The following is a 15,205-nucleotide window of genomic DNA, read 5'->3' as shown; positions in this document are numbered from 1 at the left end:
CTAGCAATACGTAGAAAATAATTAAAAGCGAGGGCCTTATGGCGAAGTATATGCGGGCGTTGAAATTCTTATTGGTGATCGCAGTGGTTGCGACAGGTTTGGGCTATGCGGGCAGTAGCCATAGTTTGCAGGCCTTTGATTGGCCGATTTTTGCTATTTGCATGGGGGTAGCCTTCGCGGTGCAGTGGCTGATGTTTATTCCCGCTTATATCTGGCAAACCGAGCGTTACTTTGATCTAACGGGCAGCCTTACTTATATCAGTGTGACCTTGCTGGCCTTTTTCTTGGCGGCTAAGGAGGATACCCGCAGCATAGTATTGCTGGCGATGGTGCTGGTTTGGGCGCTACGTTTAGGCAGCTTTCTGTTTACCCGTATTTTACAAGATGGCTCGGATCATCGCTTCGATGAGATAAAGCCCAATTTTGCTCGATTCTTTGTGGTCTGGACGCTGCAGGGCCTGTGGGTTTCTTTTACCGCCGCTGCGGCACTTGCGGCTATCAGTAGTGAGGCCACCTTGGAGCTGCAGTTGTGGGATGGTTTTGCGATTGGCCTATGGCTATTGGGCTTTGCCTTTGAAGCTATTTCAGATCGTCAAAAGCGCATTTTCCGTGCCGACCCTGCCAATAAAGGCCGATATATTGATAGTGGTTTATGGGCCTATTCTCGCCACCCAAATTATTTCGGTGAGATCTGCTTATGGATTGGGGTGGCGATTCTAGCGCTGCCCGTTCTTCAAGGTTGGCAATATGCGGCCCTGTTGAGCCCGCTATTTGTTATCGTATTGTTAACCCGTATTTCTGGTATTCCAGGCCTTGAGGCTGGCGCGGATAAGCGCTGGGGCGAGGAGGCGGAGTATCAAGCTTATAAGCAAAATACACCGGTGTTGATTCCGAAGTTGAAGCGCTAGTTAGAAGGCTTGGGGAATAGAGTGAGTAGCGAAAACTCGCTCTATTCTCGGTATAGTTTTTCTAGCCCTTTATAGTCTTTTTCTAAAAACAATTCGATCGCTTCGCGTGCCTTAGCTTTGTTGAGGCAATCAGAATATAAAGAGATTGTTCCTTGGCTTTTGTATAGACCAAAGAGCCTCTTCACTTCCCCAGGAAAACAACACTCTGAAGTAAATGCGGAGCACTTGTGTGAGCCGACGCCCGATACCCAAATCATTTCAGAGCTGCCGTTAACTAGAATGCTTAGGGTGGGTGAGCAGTTGTTAAGCTGATTGGCTTTCTCTACTTCGCCGTCCCAGTCGAATTGCTCAAAGGCATTGAGAGCATCTTCTTTGCTGATATTGTGCGTAGTGTCCGACTCATCGCTTTGGTGATGGGCATACTGAAAATTCAAATCCATTTACAAGCGTTCCTTATTATTCGCTGAAGTTGTTGTTTCGGCGGGTTAAAGCCGTTTTAGTGATACCGTGATCCGGCACCCATTGTTTAAATTTAACAAAGCCATATTTCTCATAGAGCTGGATAGCAGGCTTATTCGCGGTTGCAGTTTCCACCACAGCTTCATCGTAGTCAAACTGAGTAAGTACATACTCAATCAGCTTTCCGGCAATACCTTTTCTAAAGTGCTCTGGTGATACGACCAAGCTATTAATATCTAGTCGATTTTCAAGTCGTTCGACTTCAATGACTCCTGCCAACTCGCCTTCGTCATAGTAGCCGTAAAATACGTTTTTCGAGCGAGAGATATCTTTCACACTTCTCGACAAGGGTGGGAAGTTATCTGCTTCGATTATTGCTGCTTCGACTTTATAGGAGGCTTGAAAGACCTGGTATATAGCTTGTGCGACTACGATAGATTGCGCTTTAAGGTGGTTTATCATCTACTTGCTTGTTTTCTGTTCTTATCTTATGTATCTATCTTATGTACTTCTCTTCTCAGCTCGGGACTGCTTGTACTGCCAGCGCTTACGGTTAATATTCTAATCTAATAGCCGGATACTTTATCGGTAAAACCCTTGATGCAAAAGAGTTGTCTTGATGTTAAACATACTTAAACAGTCAATTTTACTTCTTACCACTACACTCTCTGTCGTTCATGTCAGTGCTGAGCAGCAGAAGCTGCTGGCCGATGACGGCAAGCCTGGTGATTCTTTTGCATTTAGCGTGGCGATTGATGGCGATACCGCATTAGTTGGTGCTTTCAATGCTGATTTAGAAACTAAACTAGGCACTGTGAAGGATGCAGGCGCTGCTTATGTTTATAAACAGAGCCCAGAAGGGTGGCGTTTGGATAGTAAATTGCTTGCTAGGCAAGCAAAAACCGGTGATACCTTGGGGGGCAATGTGGCTCTAAAAGGTGGCACTGCGGTATTGGGTGTATCAAGGCGGGATGATGTTGCTGAGGATGCCGGCGCAGTGCTGATATTTGAACAGCAGGGCAAAGAATGGCAGGAGAAAGCTTGGCTTACAGCGGCTGACGGCAAAGCTGGTGATGCGTTTGGACAGAGTATTGCTCTTACAGAAAGCTTTATGGTCATCGGTGCACCCCATAGCGATGCTGTGGCAAAAGATTCCGGCTCTGCCTATGTTTATCGACGCCAGCACGGAGGGTGGCAATTTCAAAGCAAGTTAACAGCAGGCGATGGTGCCGAGGGTGATCTCTTTGGTATCAGCGTAGCCATTGATGGGAATACAATATTGGTGGGTGCTGACCTAAATGATGAAAAAGCAGAAAAGGCCGGTGCCGTTTATGCTTTTGTGCTTGAAGATGGAAAATGGCAGCAGCAAGCTAAGTTAATGGCGACCGATGGCGGGCACACAGATATCTTTGGTGTGCGCGTTGCTCTATCAGGCGATACCGCCTTGATATCGGCAAGAAGAGATGATGTCGAAGGAATCGGTGTTGATGCCGGTTCGGCCTATATTTTTGAGCGATCACAAGGCAAGTGGAAACAAGCAGTTAAGTTGATTTCACCTGATGGCAAGGCTGATGATCGCTTTGGCCGTGGAGTTTCATTGCTAAACGATACCGCTATTATCAGTGCGATGAATAACGATGCGAACGGCAATGATGCTGGCGCGATTTACGTTTATAAAAAGCGTGAAGGGAGCTGGCTATACAACTCAAAAATAGTGGCTGAAGACGGGCGAGATGGCGATCGTTTTGGTTGGAATGTGGCGCTTAGCCAGACTAGGCCCAATAACGAAATGCCTAGAAAACCCTCTCTGTTTGCGATTATTGCAGCGCCAAACCGTGCTGATAATGGTAAAAAATCTGGCGCTGCTTACATACAGGATATCGACGAATAAAATCAATTTCCTTCGGTGTTTTTGGATAGAATTTGCTGTCTTATCCAGTGGTGTGCTTTATCTTTATTGCGGCTAAGATGCCAGGCAATACTGCTATTGATTTCTGGCTGCTCAATGGGCAATGCCCGGTACGTTCCACCTGTGTGTTCTTTCACAAAGTGCTCTGGTAGAACAGTCAGTAACTTGAAACTCAAGGCAAGGTCGATAGCGCTAGAGAAGTTAGACACTCTATGCTTTATTGTGCGTTGCAACTCCAGCTTTGCAAGCGCTTTATCGACAAAGCTTAAGCCTTTTCCTGTTGGCGAAACCAGTACTTGCTCGCAGCTGGCAAAAGCTTTTGTAGTTAGACTTTTTCTCGTCATTGCAGGGTGATCTTTGGGGCCAAATATTACGTAGCGATCGTTAAGAAGTGGCCTGATAATCAAATCTTGAAACAATGACGTTTGCGGGGCACTGGCTATTATTTCGTTGGGGCCTAGCAGTAAGTCAATTTGTCCCTTTGCTAAGCTTTCCAAAGCATTCTGATCCAATGGGCGCCAGCTCGATTTAATATTGGGGGCATAGGGCGCTATTTTATCGCGCCAGATATCAATGGCGACTTTAGTTAGATAATCGTTGCAGGCGATAACTATAGTTTGCCTGCTTTCGGCAGGTTTAAACTGCGGGCTTTGTTGGGTAATTAATCGCAGTTTACTAACCGCAGCGGCTAGATCGTCCTGCAAACCCATGGCCATCTGCGATGGTATCAAACTGCGCCCTGATCTTATGAGTAGTTCATCTTCGAAATCCAAGCGTAAACGCTGCAAGGCTCTGCTTGCGGCAGGTTGTGATACACCCACTCGCATCGCCGCGCGGGTAACGCTACGCTCTTCGAGCAACCAATGAAGCAAAAGAAGCAGGTTTAAGTCTAAATCTTCAAGATTTTTCATATATCAATTATGCATCTTAAATATATATTTCATGCATTTTACATATGATTTGAGTGCTTGCAATAATCCTCTTATCCGTAGGAGGTGCCTTATGAATGTGACTTTTAAATTCTTTTTATCCCTTGTCGTCTCAATCTTTTGTTTAATTTTAAGTTCATGCGAGCTGCTGCAGCCAGTAGGGAATATCAATATTGAGCCGATAGCATTGTTAGGGGACGGTAGAAGTAAGGCCTCTTTATCAAGTCATGAGGGTGTGAGAGTTACCGCTTATGTCACCGGGTGGGTTAAAGCTCCGGCTAAGATACTTATCGATCAGGATTCACCAGATCTCCCTAGCCAACTTCAAAGCGCAAAGTGGGTTCCTTCAATTGCCTATGCTATTCATCATCCTGAGTATGGTGTCGTGATCATGGACGCCGGCCTCAAAAGAGGAGAATGCGATTATGGCTTGCGGCCATTTTACTGGGTGCCATGTCGAAACGATGTTGGTGCAGATTTGGTGTCTCAGTTAATCAGGTCTAAGGTCGCAGGCGAAGATATTATTCACATTATTCCATCCCACTTTCATGGTGATCATATCAGTGGTTTAGGCGCTTTATTGGCCTATAGCGATGCGGAGTTGCTTTTAACTCAAGCAAGCTTGGATGAGTTGCGCTCGCCATTACGTGCCTTTTCGGGAGTGCCTTCTAAGATGATAGGGAAAGATATGAAAGCTTCTGTCATCGATTCGAGAATGCTTGAAGATCCGCTTTTAGGTCAGAGCTTTGATGTTTTTTCTGATGGCTCTCTCTTGCTGTTCGCTACTCCAGGGCATAGTGCTGGGCATTTGTCAGCCTTGGTAAAGACTAATAAAAATCAATTTTTATTGAGCTTTGATGCGAGTCATATTAAAGAAAATATGCAATTAGGAATTCCCTCTGGGGCTAGCAGCTCGCCGGATCAGGCGCTAGATAGCTTGCAAAAACTTAGCGCGATTATGGAAAGAATTAACGGAGTAAAAATGATATACGGCCATGAGCCCTCACAGTGGGCTTGTGTGAATCAGTCTATAGATTTGGATGTCTTACTGGCAACTTGTTAACGCCCGTTCATGAGCTTACGCCAAACCGGCTTGTATGAAGAAAGGTCTGGCACGGCTCATAAGCCCTCTTTTACTAAGGGGCGAGGATTAAGTCACTTAATCTGAAAAGACGATTTTATTATTGTCTAAATCCCTAACATAGGCTGAGAAACGCGGGCCCCGCTGATTGGGCTCGCCTTCGCAGCGGCCACCTAGCTCCAGTGCTTTTTTGTATAGCTTCGATACTTCCTCGCTAGAGCCAAGGCTAAAACCTACCATGGTGCCGTTGCCATTTGTTGCGGGCTCTTCATTAAAAGGAATGGCTACAGCAAATGCTGAATCACTGTCTTCGTCCTGCCAATAAGTCATTCTGTCGGTCGCAAATGTTTGTTTATAGTCGGTTAGCTCGAAGAGCGCGTCATAAAATTGAATGGCAGCGGCCATATTGTTGGTGCCTAGAACAAAGTAATTTATCTTCATTTTGTGTTCCCTATTTTGGATTAAGCTATTTGAGTTCTTGAGCTTAGTTCAAGGGCCTGACAGGAGTTGTCGGTAGTAGGGGGAGAGTTTTGCTGTGATGATTACTACTTTGAGAATAGTTGTTCCGATTGCGGTGTCTCATTGCAATGCCCACAAACCAGCTGCTGCTGTAAACTTGCCCCACAAGTCTTGTGAATCAATTGGCTGCCAATGGCTTTGCCTTGTTCATCACCGGCCAATATCCATTGGCGCAATTCACTGATAAAGCGCCCAGCCATTAAGCCTTTCTTGCTGAGCTGGTAATTAAAGCGCGGTGGATTGTCTTGGTATTGTTGTTTTACCATCAAGCCCTGTTCTTGAAATAGTTTAAGGCGTGCATTTAAGGTGCTGGGCGCGATATTGAGCAGCTTTAGGAAATCATCAAAGCGCTCTACCTTGAGTAGGTTGGCGATAATAATGAGTAGACACCAACGGTCGCCAATAATATTGGCGACGATGCTCTGTTTGTTATCGCCTGTGCTGTTTTTAAACACCGCGCTTTCCCTAGGGCGCTTGCCTTGGCCGTTTATGCTTAACGCTTGCAGCTGGTTTAGTTCTTGTAACTCGTCGCGCCCATGAGCCAGCTGCTGCCAGGTAATATCTTTGTCATGTAGCTCTTCTTTACAATGTTGGCAAATAAGTTTGGCTTTAAACGCATGGCCGCAGCTGGTGTGTTTCAAAGGTCTGGGTGCCTGGCCGCTCCAAGCTGCTTCTAATTCGCGGGCGAGTAAGGAGGCATTTAGTAGTTCCAGGCCACGTTCACTAAAAACATATAAAAAACGACGCGGATGATCACTGGGGGTTTTGATGAGTATTTTATGGTGTGTTAGTTCTTCTAGGCGACGACTCAAGGTGGCCCGGCTAATGCCTGTTTGGCTAAGGAAGTCATCAAAGCGGCAGCAGCCCTGAAAAGCCGCTTGCAGAATGCTGAGTGTCCAGCGGTTGGCAATCAAATCCAATCCATCGGCGATGGTTTGCAATATATGGCTGGGCGCTTTCATTAATTCTCTGTATTTTTATTGTTAAGGTTTTACGGTTGGTTGTTGTTAGTGCTTTTGCTCTACAGCTTTATTTTCTGTGGCCGCTTGGGGCTTTGGCTGTGAAAACAAATGGCCAATTGCTTGGCTCAAGGCTTCGGAGCGATCAGGAGAGCGAATGAAACGCAGTAAAGTTTCGCGTAACGGCGCTTGGAATAAAAGCTCTTGCACTACGGCGGCGAAAACATCATCTCCGGCGGCCGCTAGATGTTCTAGAAATACCAAGGCGTATTTATCGCTTACCAGTTGCTCACTACAGCGGCTGCTAAGGCTAACCAGCATTTCGACATCCATGATTACAGGACTGGATAAAACTAGGTTTAACGCCTTTTCGACTCGTGTAGCATCTTGGCAAAAGCTGATGCCGCGCATAAGGGCGATTTGCTCGGCTTTTGCATCGCTATCTTCAATAGTACTTTTTAAGCGTAAAAGTAGGGCGTCGGCGACTAAACCGTTAATTGCATGGTGTTCTAGGCAGTGACAAAAGCTGCTAAGGACCGGGCTTGGTAAATTTGCAATGGCTGCACAAATTTCGTTTTGGTAGTCCTGCCAGCGGCAGGCCAAATCGGCCAAGCCTTGAATGCCCAATTGTTGCCAGTCATCACCTTCTGGTTTAGCGAAATACTCCAGTACGGTACTCATAAAAGCGCTATGGGGTTGCTTTAATTGTTGGCTAACAATCGCATGCAGGTTGGCCTGTTTTTCTTCGCTGGGTTTGAAAACGTATGGATTGCCTTCAAGTACGGCCGTGAGTTGTTCGTCTTTTTTGGCGGCTTCTAAATTGCTGCTTAGGGCAATTAATAAGTGTTTTAAAAACTGATCGCGACTGGCTAGGTCTAATTTGCCCTGCTCGTCTAAAGGAAAGCGCAAGCACCACAGTTGAACATTCTGCTTGCGTTGATCGTCTTCCGGCCAAAAAGCTAGGCCAAGGTAAGCTTGTTTTAGATAAGGGTGAGGGTAGGCGATTTGCCCGTTTTCAAATTGCTGCCATTGGCTTTGGCTTAGCTTGCTAATGCGGTGGCCGGCATCAAACCAACGACAGTTCACCTGCATATTTTCCAATAATTGGTAGAGGGTGCTGATTGCAGCGCTCATGATAAAAGTCCTATACAGATCAGGCGCAGCAGCGCTTAAATTTCAAGCCGCTACCGCAGGGGCAAGGGTCGTTACGTCCGGTTTTTTTGGGCGCTTTTTGTGGGGTGCTGCCTTCTACATAGAGCCAGCGGCCATCAACCTTGCTAAAGCTGGATAGCTCGTGATGGGCCAGGCGCTCGCTGCTGCCTTTAGGGCGATAGTAGGCGATAAACTCTACGGTGCCTTCGTTTTGTTGGCTACCACCTTTGCGACATTGCAGTACTTGCAGCCCCAGCCAATCGTGGGCTTCTACCCAAGCTCGGGTGTCTTCTGCTTGGCCGGCGCTATGCTGCCAAGTGGCCATCAGGTAATCGATATCGCCCAAGACATGAGCTGTATAGCGCGAGCGCATCAGGGCTTCAGCAGTGGCAGCGGGCTTGCCTGCCAGAATAGCTTGGCAGCAGTCCTCAAAGCTCGCTTGGCTTTGGCAGTAGCAATTGCTGGCGGAGAGGTTAGCGGACATAGCGGCCCATGATAGTTATCCCTATTAAAAACTCGCGATGTTAACACGAGAGGCTAGTCCAACCCTAGCTGGAGCCCCCGTTCTTATAGGCATGCTATAGGCACGTTATCAGTATTATAAGTCTTGAAATTATAGCTTTTGGGGCCTGTTTTCGGTATGTTGGCAGGTTTTGGTCGAGCCATAATAACAATAGGCCGGCCGCTTATGTTGCTACAGGAAGACTATGAGCAAGTTTGACGATATCCGTCCTTATAATGACGCCGAAGTTCGACCCACACTGGACAAGATTCTAGAAGATCCAGAGCTGCTACAAGCAATAGCGGCCTTTCGTTTTCCCCGCTTGAATGGGCTTGTGGGAGGCTTGCTGCGCCCCATGATTAAATTTGCCTTAAAGCGTCGCTTGGCCAATGTAAAAAATGTAGAAGACTTCCAGGTGGTGGTTAAGTCCTATATGGATAAGATGATCGCCAGCACATCTAGGGGCTTGAGTATCTCTGGCATTGAAAAGCTTGATCGTAATAAGTCTTATCTGTTTATTAGCAATCATCGTGATATAGCCATGGACCCAGCCTTTGTCGGTATGGCTCTTCACAAGAATGACTTTGATACTGTGCGTATTGCCATTGGTGATAACTTGCTGACTAAACCTTATGTATCCGATTTGATGCGTTTAAATAAGAGTTTTATCGTTAATCGCTCGGCGACTGCTCCGCGTGAAAAACTGAAGGCAGCCAAGCATCTTTCCAGCTATATCCACCACTCTATCAATGAGGAGAATGCCAATATTTGGATTGCTCATCGTGAAGGGCGAGCTAAAGATGGTTTGGATGTCACCAACCCTGCGGTGATTAGTATGATTGCCCTAAGCAAAGGCAAGCAGCGCACCCTTAGCGAATATATTAACGAGCTTCACATCGTTCCGGTCGCTATTTCATATGAGCTAGACCCCTGTGACAGCATAAAAACCAACGAGCTATACAGGCAGGCGAAAGACGGCGCTTACGAGAAAGATGAGCACGAAGATATTGCCAGTATTGCCCAGGGCATCACGGGTGACAAAGGGCGTGTGCATGTGGCCTTTGGTGAGGTGTTACGCGGTGAGTTTGAGAATACTGATGATGTGGCCGCCGAAATTGATCGCCAGATTCGCCTAGAATACCGCCTCTTCCCCAGCAACTGCTTCGCCTATGAAAAGCTCAATGGCAAATGGCCTATGGTTAAAGTGGGTGCTGGTGCGAAAGACTTTAAAGCGCAAGCGTACACCAAAGAGCAGGCCGAGTTTGAATCTCGATTGGCTGAGGTGCCCGAAACGCAGCGGGACATCTATTTGGCGATGTATGCTAATACGGTGAGTAATAAGCTGTCTAAGTAGGTCGCCCACCATTGTGAGTAGCATTTTAAGAAGCCCTGGCACCTTTGCCGGGGTTTTTTATGGCCAGCTCTTACCATCCGATCATGCGGCTATTCTCCAAGTCCCAAAAAGGGTAGAATCCTCTACCTGATATTTATCCAGTAGTTTCACGCACATTCATGCTAAATAACGACCTCAAGCGCCAAATCCAGGGTGCTTACAGCAAATTTCTAGAAGCCAAAGGCTTGCGACCTCGATATGGGCAGAAGTTGATGATTGCCGATATCGCGCGCACCCTGGGTGGTATTGTCTTGGATGATCAAGATCAGCGCCATAATGAAGGGCATATTTGCGTGGTTGAGGCGGGCACAGGCACCGGTAAGACAGTTGCTTATTTGCTGGCTGCATTACCCATTGCTAAGGCCTTGGGTAAAAAGCTGGTGGTTTCAACCGCTACTGTTGCGTTGCAAGAGCAGATTGTGAATAAAGATCTGCCCGATGTGCGCAACAATAGCGGCATGCAATTTAGTTTTGCTCTGGCTAAGGGGCGCGGTCGTTATTTGTGTCTCAGTAAATTGGATAACCTGCTGCAGAGCGTTGATGAGCCGGTGCCGGTGGATCCTACCCAAGCGCTTTATGAAGAGTACGCCAGCGGTGTCGATGAGCAGAGCATCAAGATATACCAAAATATGGTGGATGCCTTAGCGGCGAACGAGTGGGATGGTGATAAAGATGGTTGGGCTGATGGCGTCGAAGACGATGTTTGGCGCCGAGTGACCACCGATCACCGCCAGTGCACGGGCAGGCGCTGCTCAAACGTCAGCAGCTGCAGCTTTTTAAAAGCACGCGATAATATAGGCAATGTGGATTGTATTGTTACCAACCACGATTTGGTGCTGGCCGATTTGGCTTTAGGTGGAGGTGCGATTTTGCCTGCGCCCGAAGATGCCATTTATATTTTTGATGAAGGTCATCATTTACCCGATAAGGCCTTGGGCCACTTTGCTCACCACAGTCGCATGTTATCGACATCAAAATGGCTGGAGCAAAGCAATAAGCAACTGGCCGCCATGTTGGGGCATATTTCTGGAGCCGGCAATATCGATCGTTTTGCCGAACAACTGCCAGCGGCCATGCTAGATGCGCGCCAGCAGCTCGATAAAATTTATCCGGCTTTCCAAGCCTTAACCGATACCATCGAAGATGATGAGCGTCATTTGCGCTATCGTTTTGAAGGCGGCGTTATTCCCACCGAGCAGCGCGAGCAGTGCGATGAAATTTATCGCGCCTTTGATCGTTTGCAAGATCTACTGGGCAAAATATCCCGTGAGCTAGAAGAAGCCATGGAAGATAGCTATTGCGAAGTGCCCAAGGTCGATTTAGAAAACTGGTACCCCCTGGTGGGCAGTTGGCAGGCCAGGGCCGAGGCCAATGCGGCACTCTGGGAAACCTTTGCCACCCCAGATAAAGAAGGCGTGCCACCAACGGCGCGCTGGATTACGGTGGTGGAAATCAGCGGCTATATCGATCTAGAAGTATGCTCTAGCCCAATACTGGCATCGGGCACCTTGGCTTATGGTTTATGGAGCCGATGCTGTGGTGCGGTGGTAACTTCCGCCACCTTAACCGCGCTGCAAAAGTTCGATCGTTTTCGTATGCGAGCCGGTACGCCTGTTGATAGCTGTTACAACTCAGTACCCAGCCCTTTTGATTATCAAGGCAACGGCACATTGGCGATCCCCAAAGAGGCCGCCGATGCTGGAAATGCCATGGCCCATTCCGACAGTATTATCGAGCTACTGCCTAAATTATTAAAAGACGAATTAGGCAGCCTGGTTTTGTTTTCCTCCCGCCGGCAAATGCGCGAAGTATTTGAAGGTTTACCTATGTCTTGGCAGGGGCGGATCTTAATGCAGGGCGATAAATCCAAGCAGGAAATAATCACCGCCCATAGAAAAGCGGTTGATCGGCAAATGCAAAGCGTCATTTTTGGTTTGGCCAGCTTTGCTGAAGGAATCGATTTACCTGGCCCTTATTGCAGCCATGTGGTGATCGCCAAGATACCTTTTGCAGTGCCTGATGACCCTGTAGAAGCATCGCTTTCCGAATGGATTGAGGCGCGCGGTGGCAATCCTTTTATGGAGATTACCGTCCCCGATGCCTGTGTAAGATTGATTCAGGCCAGTGGCCGCCTATTACGAACCGAAAGCGATACCGGCCAAGTAACCTTGCTCGATAATCGTTTACTAAGCCGCCGCTATGGTCAGGCGATATTAAATTCACTGCCGCCCTTTGCTCGTCAGTTTTAAACTCAGCCAGCAAAGAGTAGGAGCTCGAAATGTCCGATACAAAGCTCAATCAGGCCGAGCAAATGGCGGTTCTGCTCATCGATTTAGAAGCCGCTCTGCGAAAAACAGGGCAATGGCAAAGTACAGCGCCTAGTGCTGAGGCGCTTGCCAGTACCCAGCCCTTTTGCGTAGATACCTTAGATTTTTGCCAGTGGCTGCAGTTTATTTTTATTCCGCGCATACAGTTTATGTTGGAGCAAAAAATTGAGCTGCCCACAGTAAGTGGCATCGCTGCAATGGCTGAAGAAGTTTACAAAGCGGATCGTCATGTCCTTAACAGTGTAGTGCCTACTTTAAATAAAATTGATCAATGCTTGGGTGGAGATAGCCGCGTAGCGATACCTACGGCCAAGCAGTAGGGTCGTAAAACAGCAAATAGGCCCTTTAAGTAAAGACCTCAAAAAGACGAGAGTGCAATGAGTAATACCACAGCGCAAATAAATACCCAGGGCACCGGTTGGCGTTCTCCCTATGCGCTGCTAGCTATCATGACGGTCGCCATGCCCCTAGCTTTCTCCACCTGGTATGCTCTGCTCAATAATTTCGTGGTGGAGCGTGCGCAGTTTAACGGCGCCGATATTGGCTTATTGCAAAGCGTTAGGGAAATACCAGGCTTCCTAGCATTTACCGTAGTTTTTATTCTATTGTTCCTGCGCGAGCAACGCTTCGCCATTCTTTCTTTGTTTACCCTTGGCTTGGGGGTGTCATTAACAGGCTTGCTGCCCAGTAGCGTAGGCCTACTGTGTACCACATTCATTATGTCAGTGGGCTTTCACTATTTTGAAACCCTTAAAAAATCACTCACACTTCAATGGCTACCCAAAGATCAAGCGCCAGCCTTAATGGGCAAGCTGCTCGGCATTGGTTCGGCAAGCTCCATGGTGGTTTACGCCTTTATTATCTGGCAGCCGTTCGGATATGAAACCACCTATATGCTGGGCGGGGGCTTATGCATGCTGCTCGCCTTATTTATGTTTCTGGCCTACCCGCTATTCCCAGAGAAAGAACCCCAGCATAAAAAACTCTTCCTCCGCAAACGCTACTGGCTCTACTACGCCCTTGTCTTTATGAGTGGCGCACGCCGACAAATCTTTATGGTATTTGCCGGCTTTATGATGGTAGAAAAATTCCACTATGACGTCAGCGACATAGCTACCCTCTACCTAATCAATCACGCCATCAATAGCGTTATCGCTGCCCCGATAGGGCGCTGGATAAACCGAGTAGGCGAGCGCACCGCATTAAGCTTGGAATACATCGGCTTAATCTTAGTATTTGTCAGCTACGCTTTTGTAAATGATGCTAAACTGGCCGCCGGCCTATATATTATCGATCACCTGTTTTTCTCAATGGCTATCGCCATTAACAGCTACTTCCAAAAAATTGCCGATCCAAAAGACATCGCTGCAACATCGGGAGTAAGTTTTACCATCAACCATATAGCCGCTGTCGTTATCCCGGTAAGTTTTGGTTTACTCTGGATGACATCCAGCGCCGCGGTGTTTCTATTAGGCGCTGCCATGGCCTTAGTATCATTAATACTGGCCAGAAAAATTCCTTGCGATCCAAGTGCGGGGAATGAAGTTAGGTAGTTCAAAATCAGAAAATGTAGCCTGTAAGCCCCAGTAGGTTTCTCTAGGAGCCTACCGGGGCTTACAGGCGATCAGGTCTGCCACATAGCCACAGCCTGAATTGAAAATTTAACAAATGCAGCTCTTAAGTAGTGGAAACTCTTGCTGGAAACCGTGGAGTCTCATGGATGAGACGAATCGAGCGCCCGCGGATGGTTTTAGCGTGTTTCCAGCGAGAATTTCCGCTACTTAAGAGTGGTCCGGTTTGCAGCAATGTTTGTCTCGGACCTAATTCTAGGAGTCAATGTTGTTTAAGTCCCCCACAAAGCCCTTAGCGCTACCCGAATTTATTGCCCTCATGGCACTCATGACCGCACTGGTGGCCCTAGCCATCGACGCCATGCTGCCAGCACTGGCAGAAATCGGCCAAGAGCTAAAAGTCGAAAACCCCAATCACGTTCAACTTATCATCGGATACCTATTTCTAGGTTTGGGTGTAGGCCAAATCGGTTTCGGCCCACTATCCGATAGCATAGGCCGCAAGCCCACCATCTACATTGGCTTAATAATATATTTGTTCGGCAGTCTCATGGCCATGTTCGCCAAAGACTTCGACACCATGTTAATGGGAAGATTACTACAAGGCCTAGGCTTAGCTGGCCCCCGAGTCGTCACCATGGCAATTGTTCGCGACCTTTATAAAGGCCGAGAAATGGCCAGAGTCATGTCCTTTATGATGACAATTTTTATCCTCGTGCCGGCTCTCGCCCCAAGTCTCGGTCAACTCATACTATTCGTTGCCGACTGGCGAATGATTTTCAGTTCATTTGTAATACTGGGGATTGTCGTCTGGGTTTGGTTAGGGGTACGCCAACCTGAAACATTGAGCAAAGAAAATCGCCGACGCTTCCATATTGTCGATATCGCAAAAGGCTTCGCCTATGTATTAAAACACCCCACCGCGATCGGCTACACCGCAGCTGCCGGAAGTATTTCCGGAGCCTTCGTAGCGTTTTTAGCAACCTCGCAACAAATTTTAGAAATTCAGCTTGGCGGCGGGAAATACTTCCCGCTATTGTTTGCTTGTTTGGCACTGTGTTTAGGTGCTGCATCAGTAGTCAATGCACGAATTGTGGTGCGCTATGGCATGCGAGCAATAAGCCGCAATGCCATGTTGTGTATCATGCTGGCAGGTAGTCTTTACTCTATAGCGGTTTATATTTTAGGAGAACCAAGCCTATTGTGGTTTATGCTATTTCTGGGATTTTTGCTATTCTGTGTAGGTATGGTGTTTGGAAATATGAGTTCCGTCGCCATGGAACCACTAGGAAAACTAGCCGGAATCGGCGCTGCAGTAGTGGGTTCTGTCTCAACACTAATCTCCTTTGCCTTAGGGGCATGGATAGGCAGTTTCTACAACGGTAGCGTATTTCCCCTAGTGTTAAGCTTTGCTATGTGTTCCGCCTTGGCCTTGCTAATTATTACAATTGCCGATAGGCTGGAACCACCTCAGGAAGCTCAGCATTAGAGCGAGA

At 47.5% G+C, this 15,205-nt stretch carries 15 protein-coding genes; 8 read left to right on the top strand and 7 right to left on the bottom strand.

Translation table 11 applies throughout. From position 1 onward, the window contains the following. Window positions 1-38: 38 nt before the first annotated feature. Window positions 39-908 carry a DUF1295 domain-containing protein gene (locus tag Q1A41_RS08815; RefSeq protein WP_299977323.1) on the top strand — a complete coding sequence of 290 codons (870 nt, stop codon included), beginning with the start codon at window positions 39-41 and terminating at the stop codon, window positions 906-908. 41 nt (window positions 909-949) lie between these two features. Here Q1A41_RS08815 and Q1A41_RS08810 read toward each other — a convergent pair whose 3' ends face one another. Next, window positions 950-1,348 carry a hypothetical protein gene (locus Q1A41_RS08810; protein WP_299977321.1) on the bottom strand — a complete coding sequence of 133 codons (399 nt, stop codon included), beginning with the start codon at window positions 1,346-1,348 and terminating at the stop codon, window positions 950-952. Window positions 1,349-1,364: 16 nt separating this feature from the next. Beyond that, window positions 1,365-1,829, bottom strand: coding sequence for a GNAT family N-acetyltransferase (locus Q1A41_RS08805; RefSeq protein ID WP_299977319.1), 465 nt, complete (start codon window positions 1,827-1,829; stop codon window positions 1,365-1,367). Window positions 1,830-1,986: 157 nt separating this feature from the next. Here Q1A41_RS08805 and Q1A41_RS08800 point away from each other — a divergent pair, with 157 nt between their 5' ends. After that, a complete protein-coding gene (locus Q1A41_RS08800) occupies window positions 1,987-3,258 on the top strand; it encodes a hypothetical protein (protein ID WP_299977317.1) in 1,272 nt (423 codons plus the stop codon). Window positions 3,259-3,260: 2 nt separating this feature from the next. Here Q1A41_RS08800 and Q1A41_RS08795 read toward each other — a convergent pair whose 3' ends face one another. Then, entirely contained in the window at window positions 3,261-4,187 is a 927-nt protein-coding gene (locus Q1A41_RS08795; protein WP_299977314.1) for a LysR family transcriptional regulator, read from the bottom strand. Between the two features lie 91 nt (window positions 4,188-4,278). Between Q1A41_RS08795 and Q1A41_RS08790 the strand changes: the two genes are divergently transcribed. After that, window positions 4,279-5,268 carry an MBL fold metallo-hydrolase gene (locus tag Q1A41_RS08790; RefSeq protein ID WP_299977312.1) on the top strand — a complete coding sequence of 330 codons (990 nt, stop codon included), beginning with the start codon at window positions 4,279-4,281 and terminating at the stop codon, window positions 5,266-5,268. 96 nt (window positions 5,269-5,364) lie between these two features. On the opposite strand, the gene Q1A41_RS08785 is transcribed toward Q1A41_RS08790, so the two are convergent. The 4 genes from Q1A41_RS08785 to Q1A41_RS08770 form a co-directional block, all read right to left on the bottom strand. Then, entirely contained in the window at window positions 5,365-5,727 is a 363-nt protein-coding gene (locus Q1A41_RS08785) for a VOC family protein (protein WP_299977310.1), read from the bottom strand. A gap of 104 nt (window positions 5,728-5,831) precedes the next feature. Beyond that, window positions 5,832-6,767, bottom strand: coding sequence for a winged helix-turn-helix transcriptional regulator (locus Q1A41_RS08780; protein WP_299977308.1), 936 nt, complete (start codon window positions 6,765-6,767; stop codon window positions 5,832-5,834). A 45-nt stretch (window positions 6,768-6,812) separates the two neighbouring features. Next, on the bottom strand, window positions 6,813-7,898 hold the full coding sequence (locus tag Q1A41_RS08775) for a DUF3549 family protein (RefSeq protein WP_299977306.1): 1,086 nt from the start codon (window positions 7,896-7,898) through the stop codon (window positions 6,813-6,815). A gap of 19 nt (window positions 7,899-7,917) precedes the next feature. Further along, a complete protein-coding gene (locus Q1A41_RS08770; RefSeq protein ID WP_299977304.1) occupies window positions 7,918-8,400 on the bottom strand; it encodes a YchJ family metal-binding protein in 483 nt (160 codons plus the stop codon). 223 nt (window positions 8,401-8,623) lie between these two features. Between Q1A41_RS08770 and Q1A41_RS08765 the strand changes: the two genes are divergently transcribed. From Q1A41_RS08765 to Q1A41_RS08745, 5 genes are all read left to right on the top strand, one after another. After that, window positions 8,624-9,772, top strand: coding sequence for a 1-acyl-sn-glycerol-3-phosphate acyltransferase (locus tag Q1A41_RS08765; protein ID WP_299977302.1), 1,149 nt, complete (start codon window positions 8,624-8,626; stop codon window positions 9,770-9,772). 158 nt (window positions 9,773-9,930) lie between these two features. Then, window positions 9,931-12,060, top strand: coding sequence for an ATP-dependent DNA helicase DinG (gene dinG, locus Q1A41_RS08760; protein ID WP_299977300.1), 2,130 nt, complete (start codon window positions 9,931-9,933; stop codon window positions 12,058-12,060). Window positions 12,061-12,089: 29 nt separating this feature from the next. Next, window positions 12,090-12,458, top strand: a complete 369-nt coding sequence (locus Q1A41_RS08755; RefSeq protein WP_299977298.1) for a YqcC family protein — start codon at window positions 12,090-12,092, stop codon at window positions 12,456-12,458. A gap of 57 nt (window positions 12,459-12,515) precedes the next feature. After that, the gene (locus Q1A41_RS08750) at window positions 12,516-13,691 is read left to right on the top strand and encodes an MFS transporter (RefSeq protein WP_299977295.1); all 1,176 of its coding nucleotides are present in this window, start codon (window positions 12,516-12,518) and stop codon (window positions 13,689-13,691) included. A 283-nt stretch (window positions 13,692-13,974) separates the two neighbouring features. Further along, entirely contained in the window at window positions 13,975-15,198 is a 1,224-nt protein-coding gene (locus Q1A41_RS08745) for a multidrug effflux MFS transporter (RefSeq protein ID WP_299977293.1), read from the top strand. Window positions 15,199-15,205: the final 7 nt, after the last annotated feature.

Origin of the sequence: uncultured Pseudoteredinibacter sp. (assembly GCF_947502065.1) — a bacterium.
Taxonomy (GTDB): domain Bacteria; phylum Pseudomonadota; class Gammaproteobacteria; order Pseudomonadales; family Cellvibrionaceae; genus Pseudoteredinibacter.
This window is presented reverse-complemented; position numbering and strand designations above follow the sequence as displayed.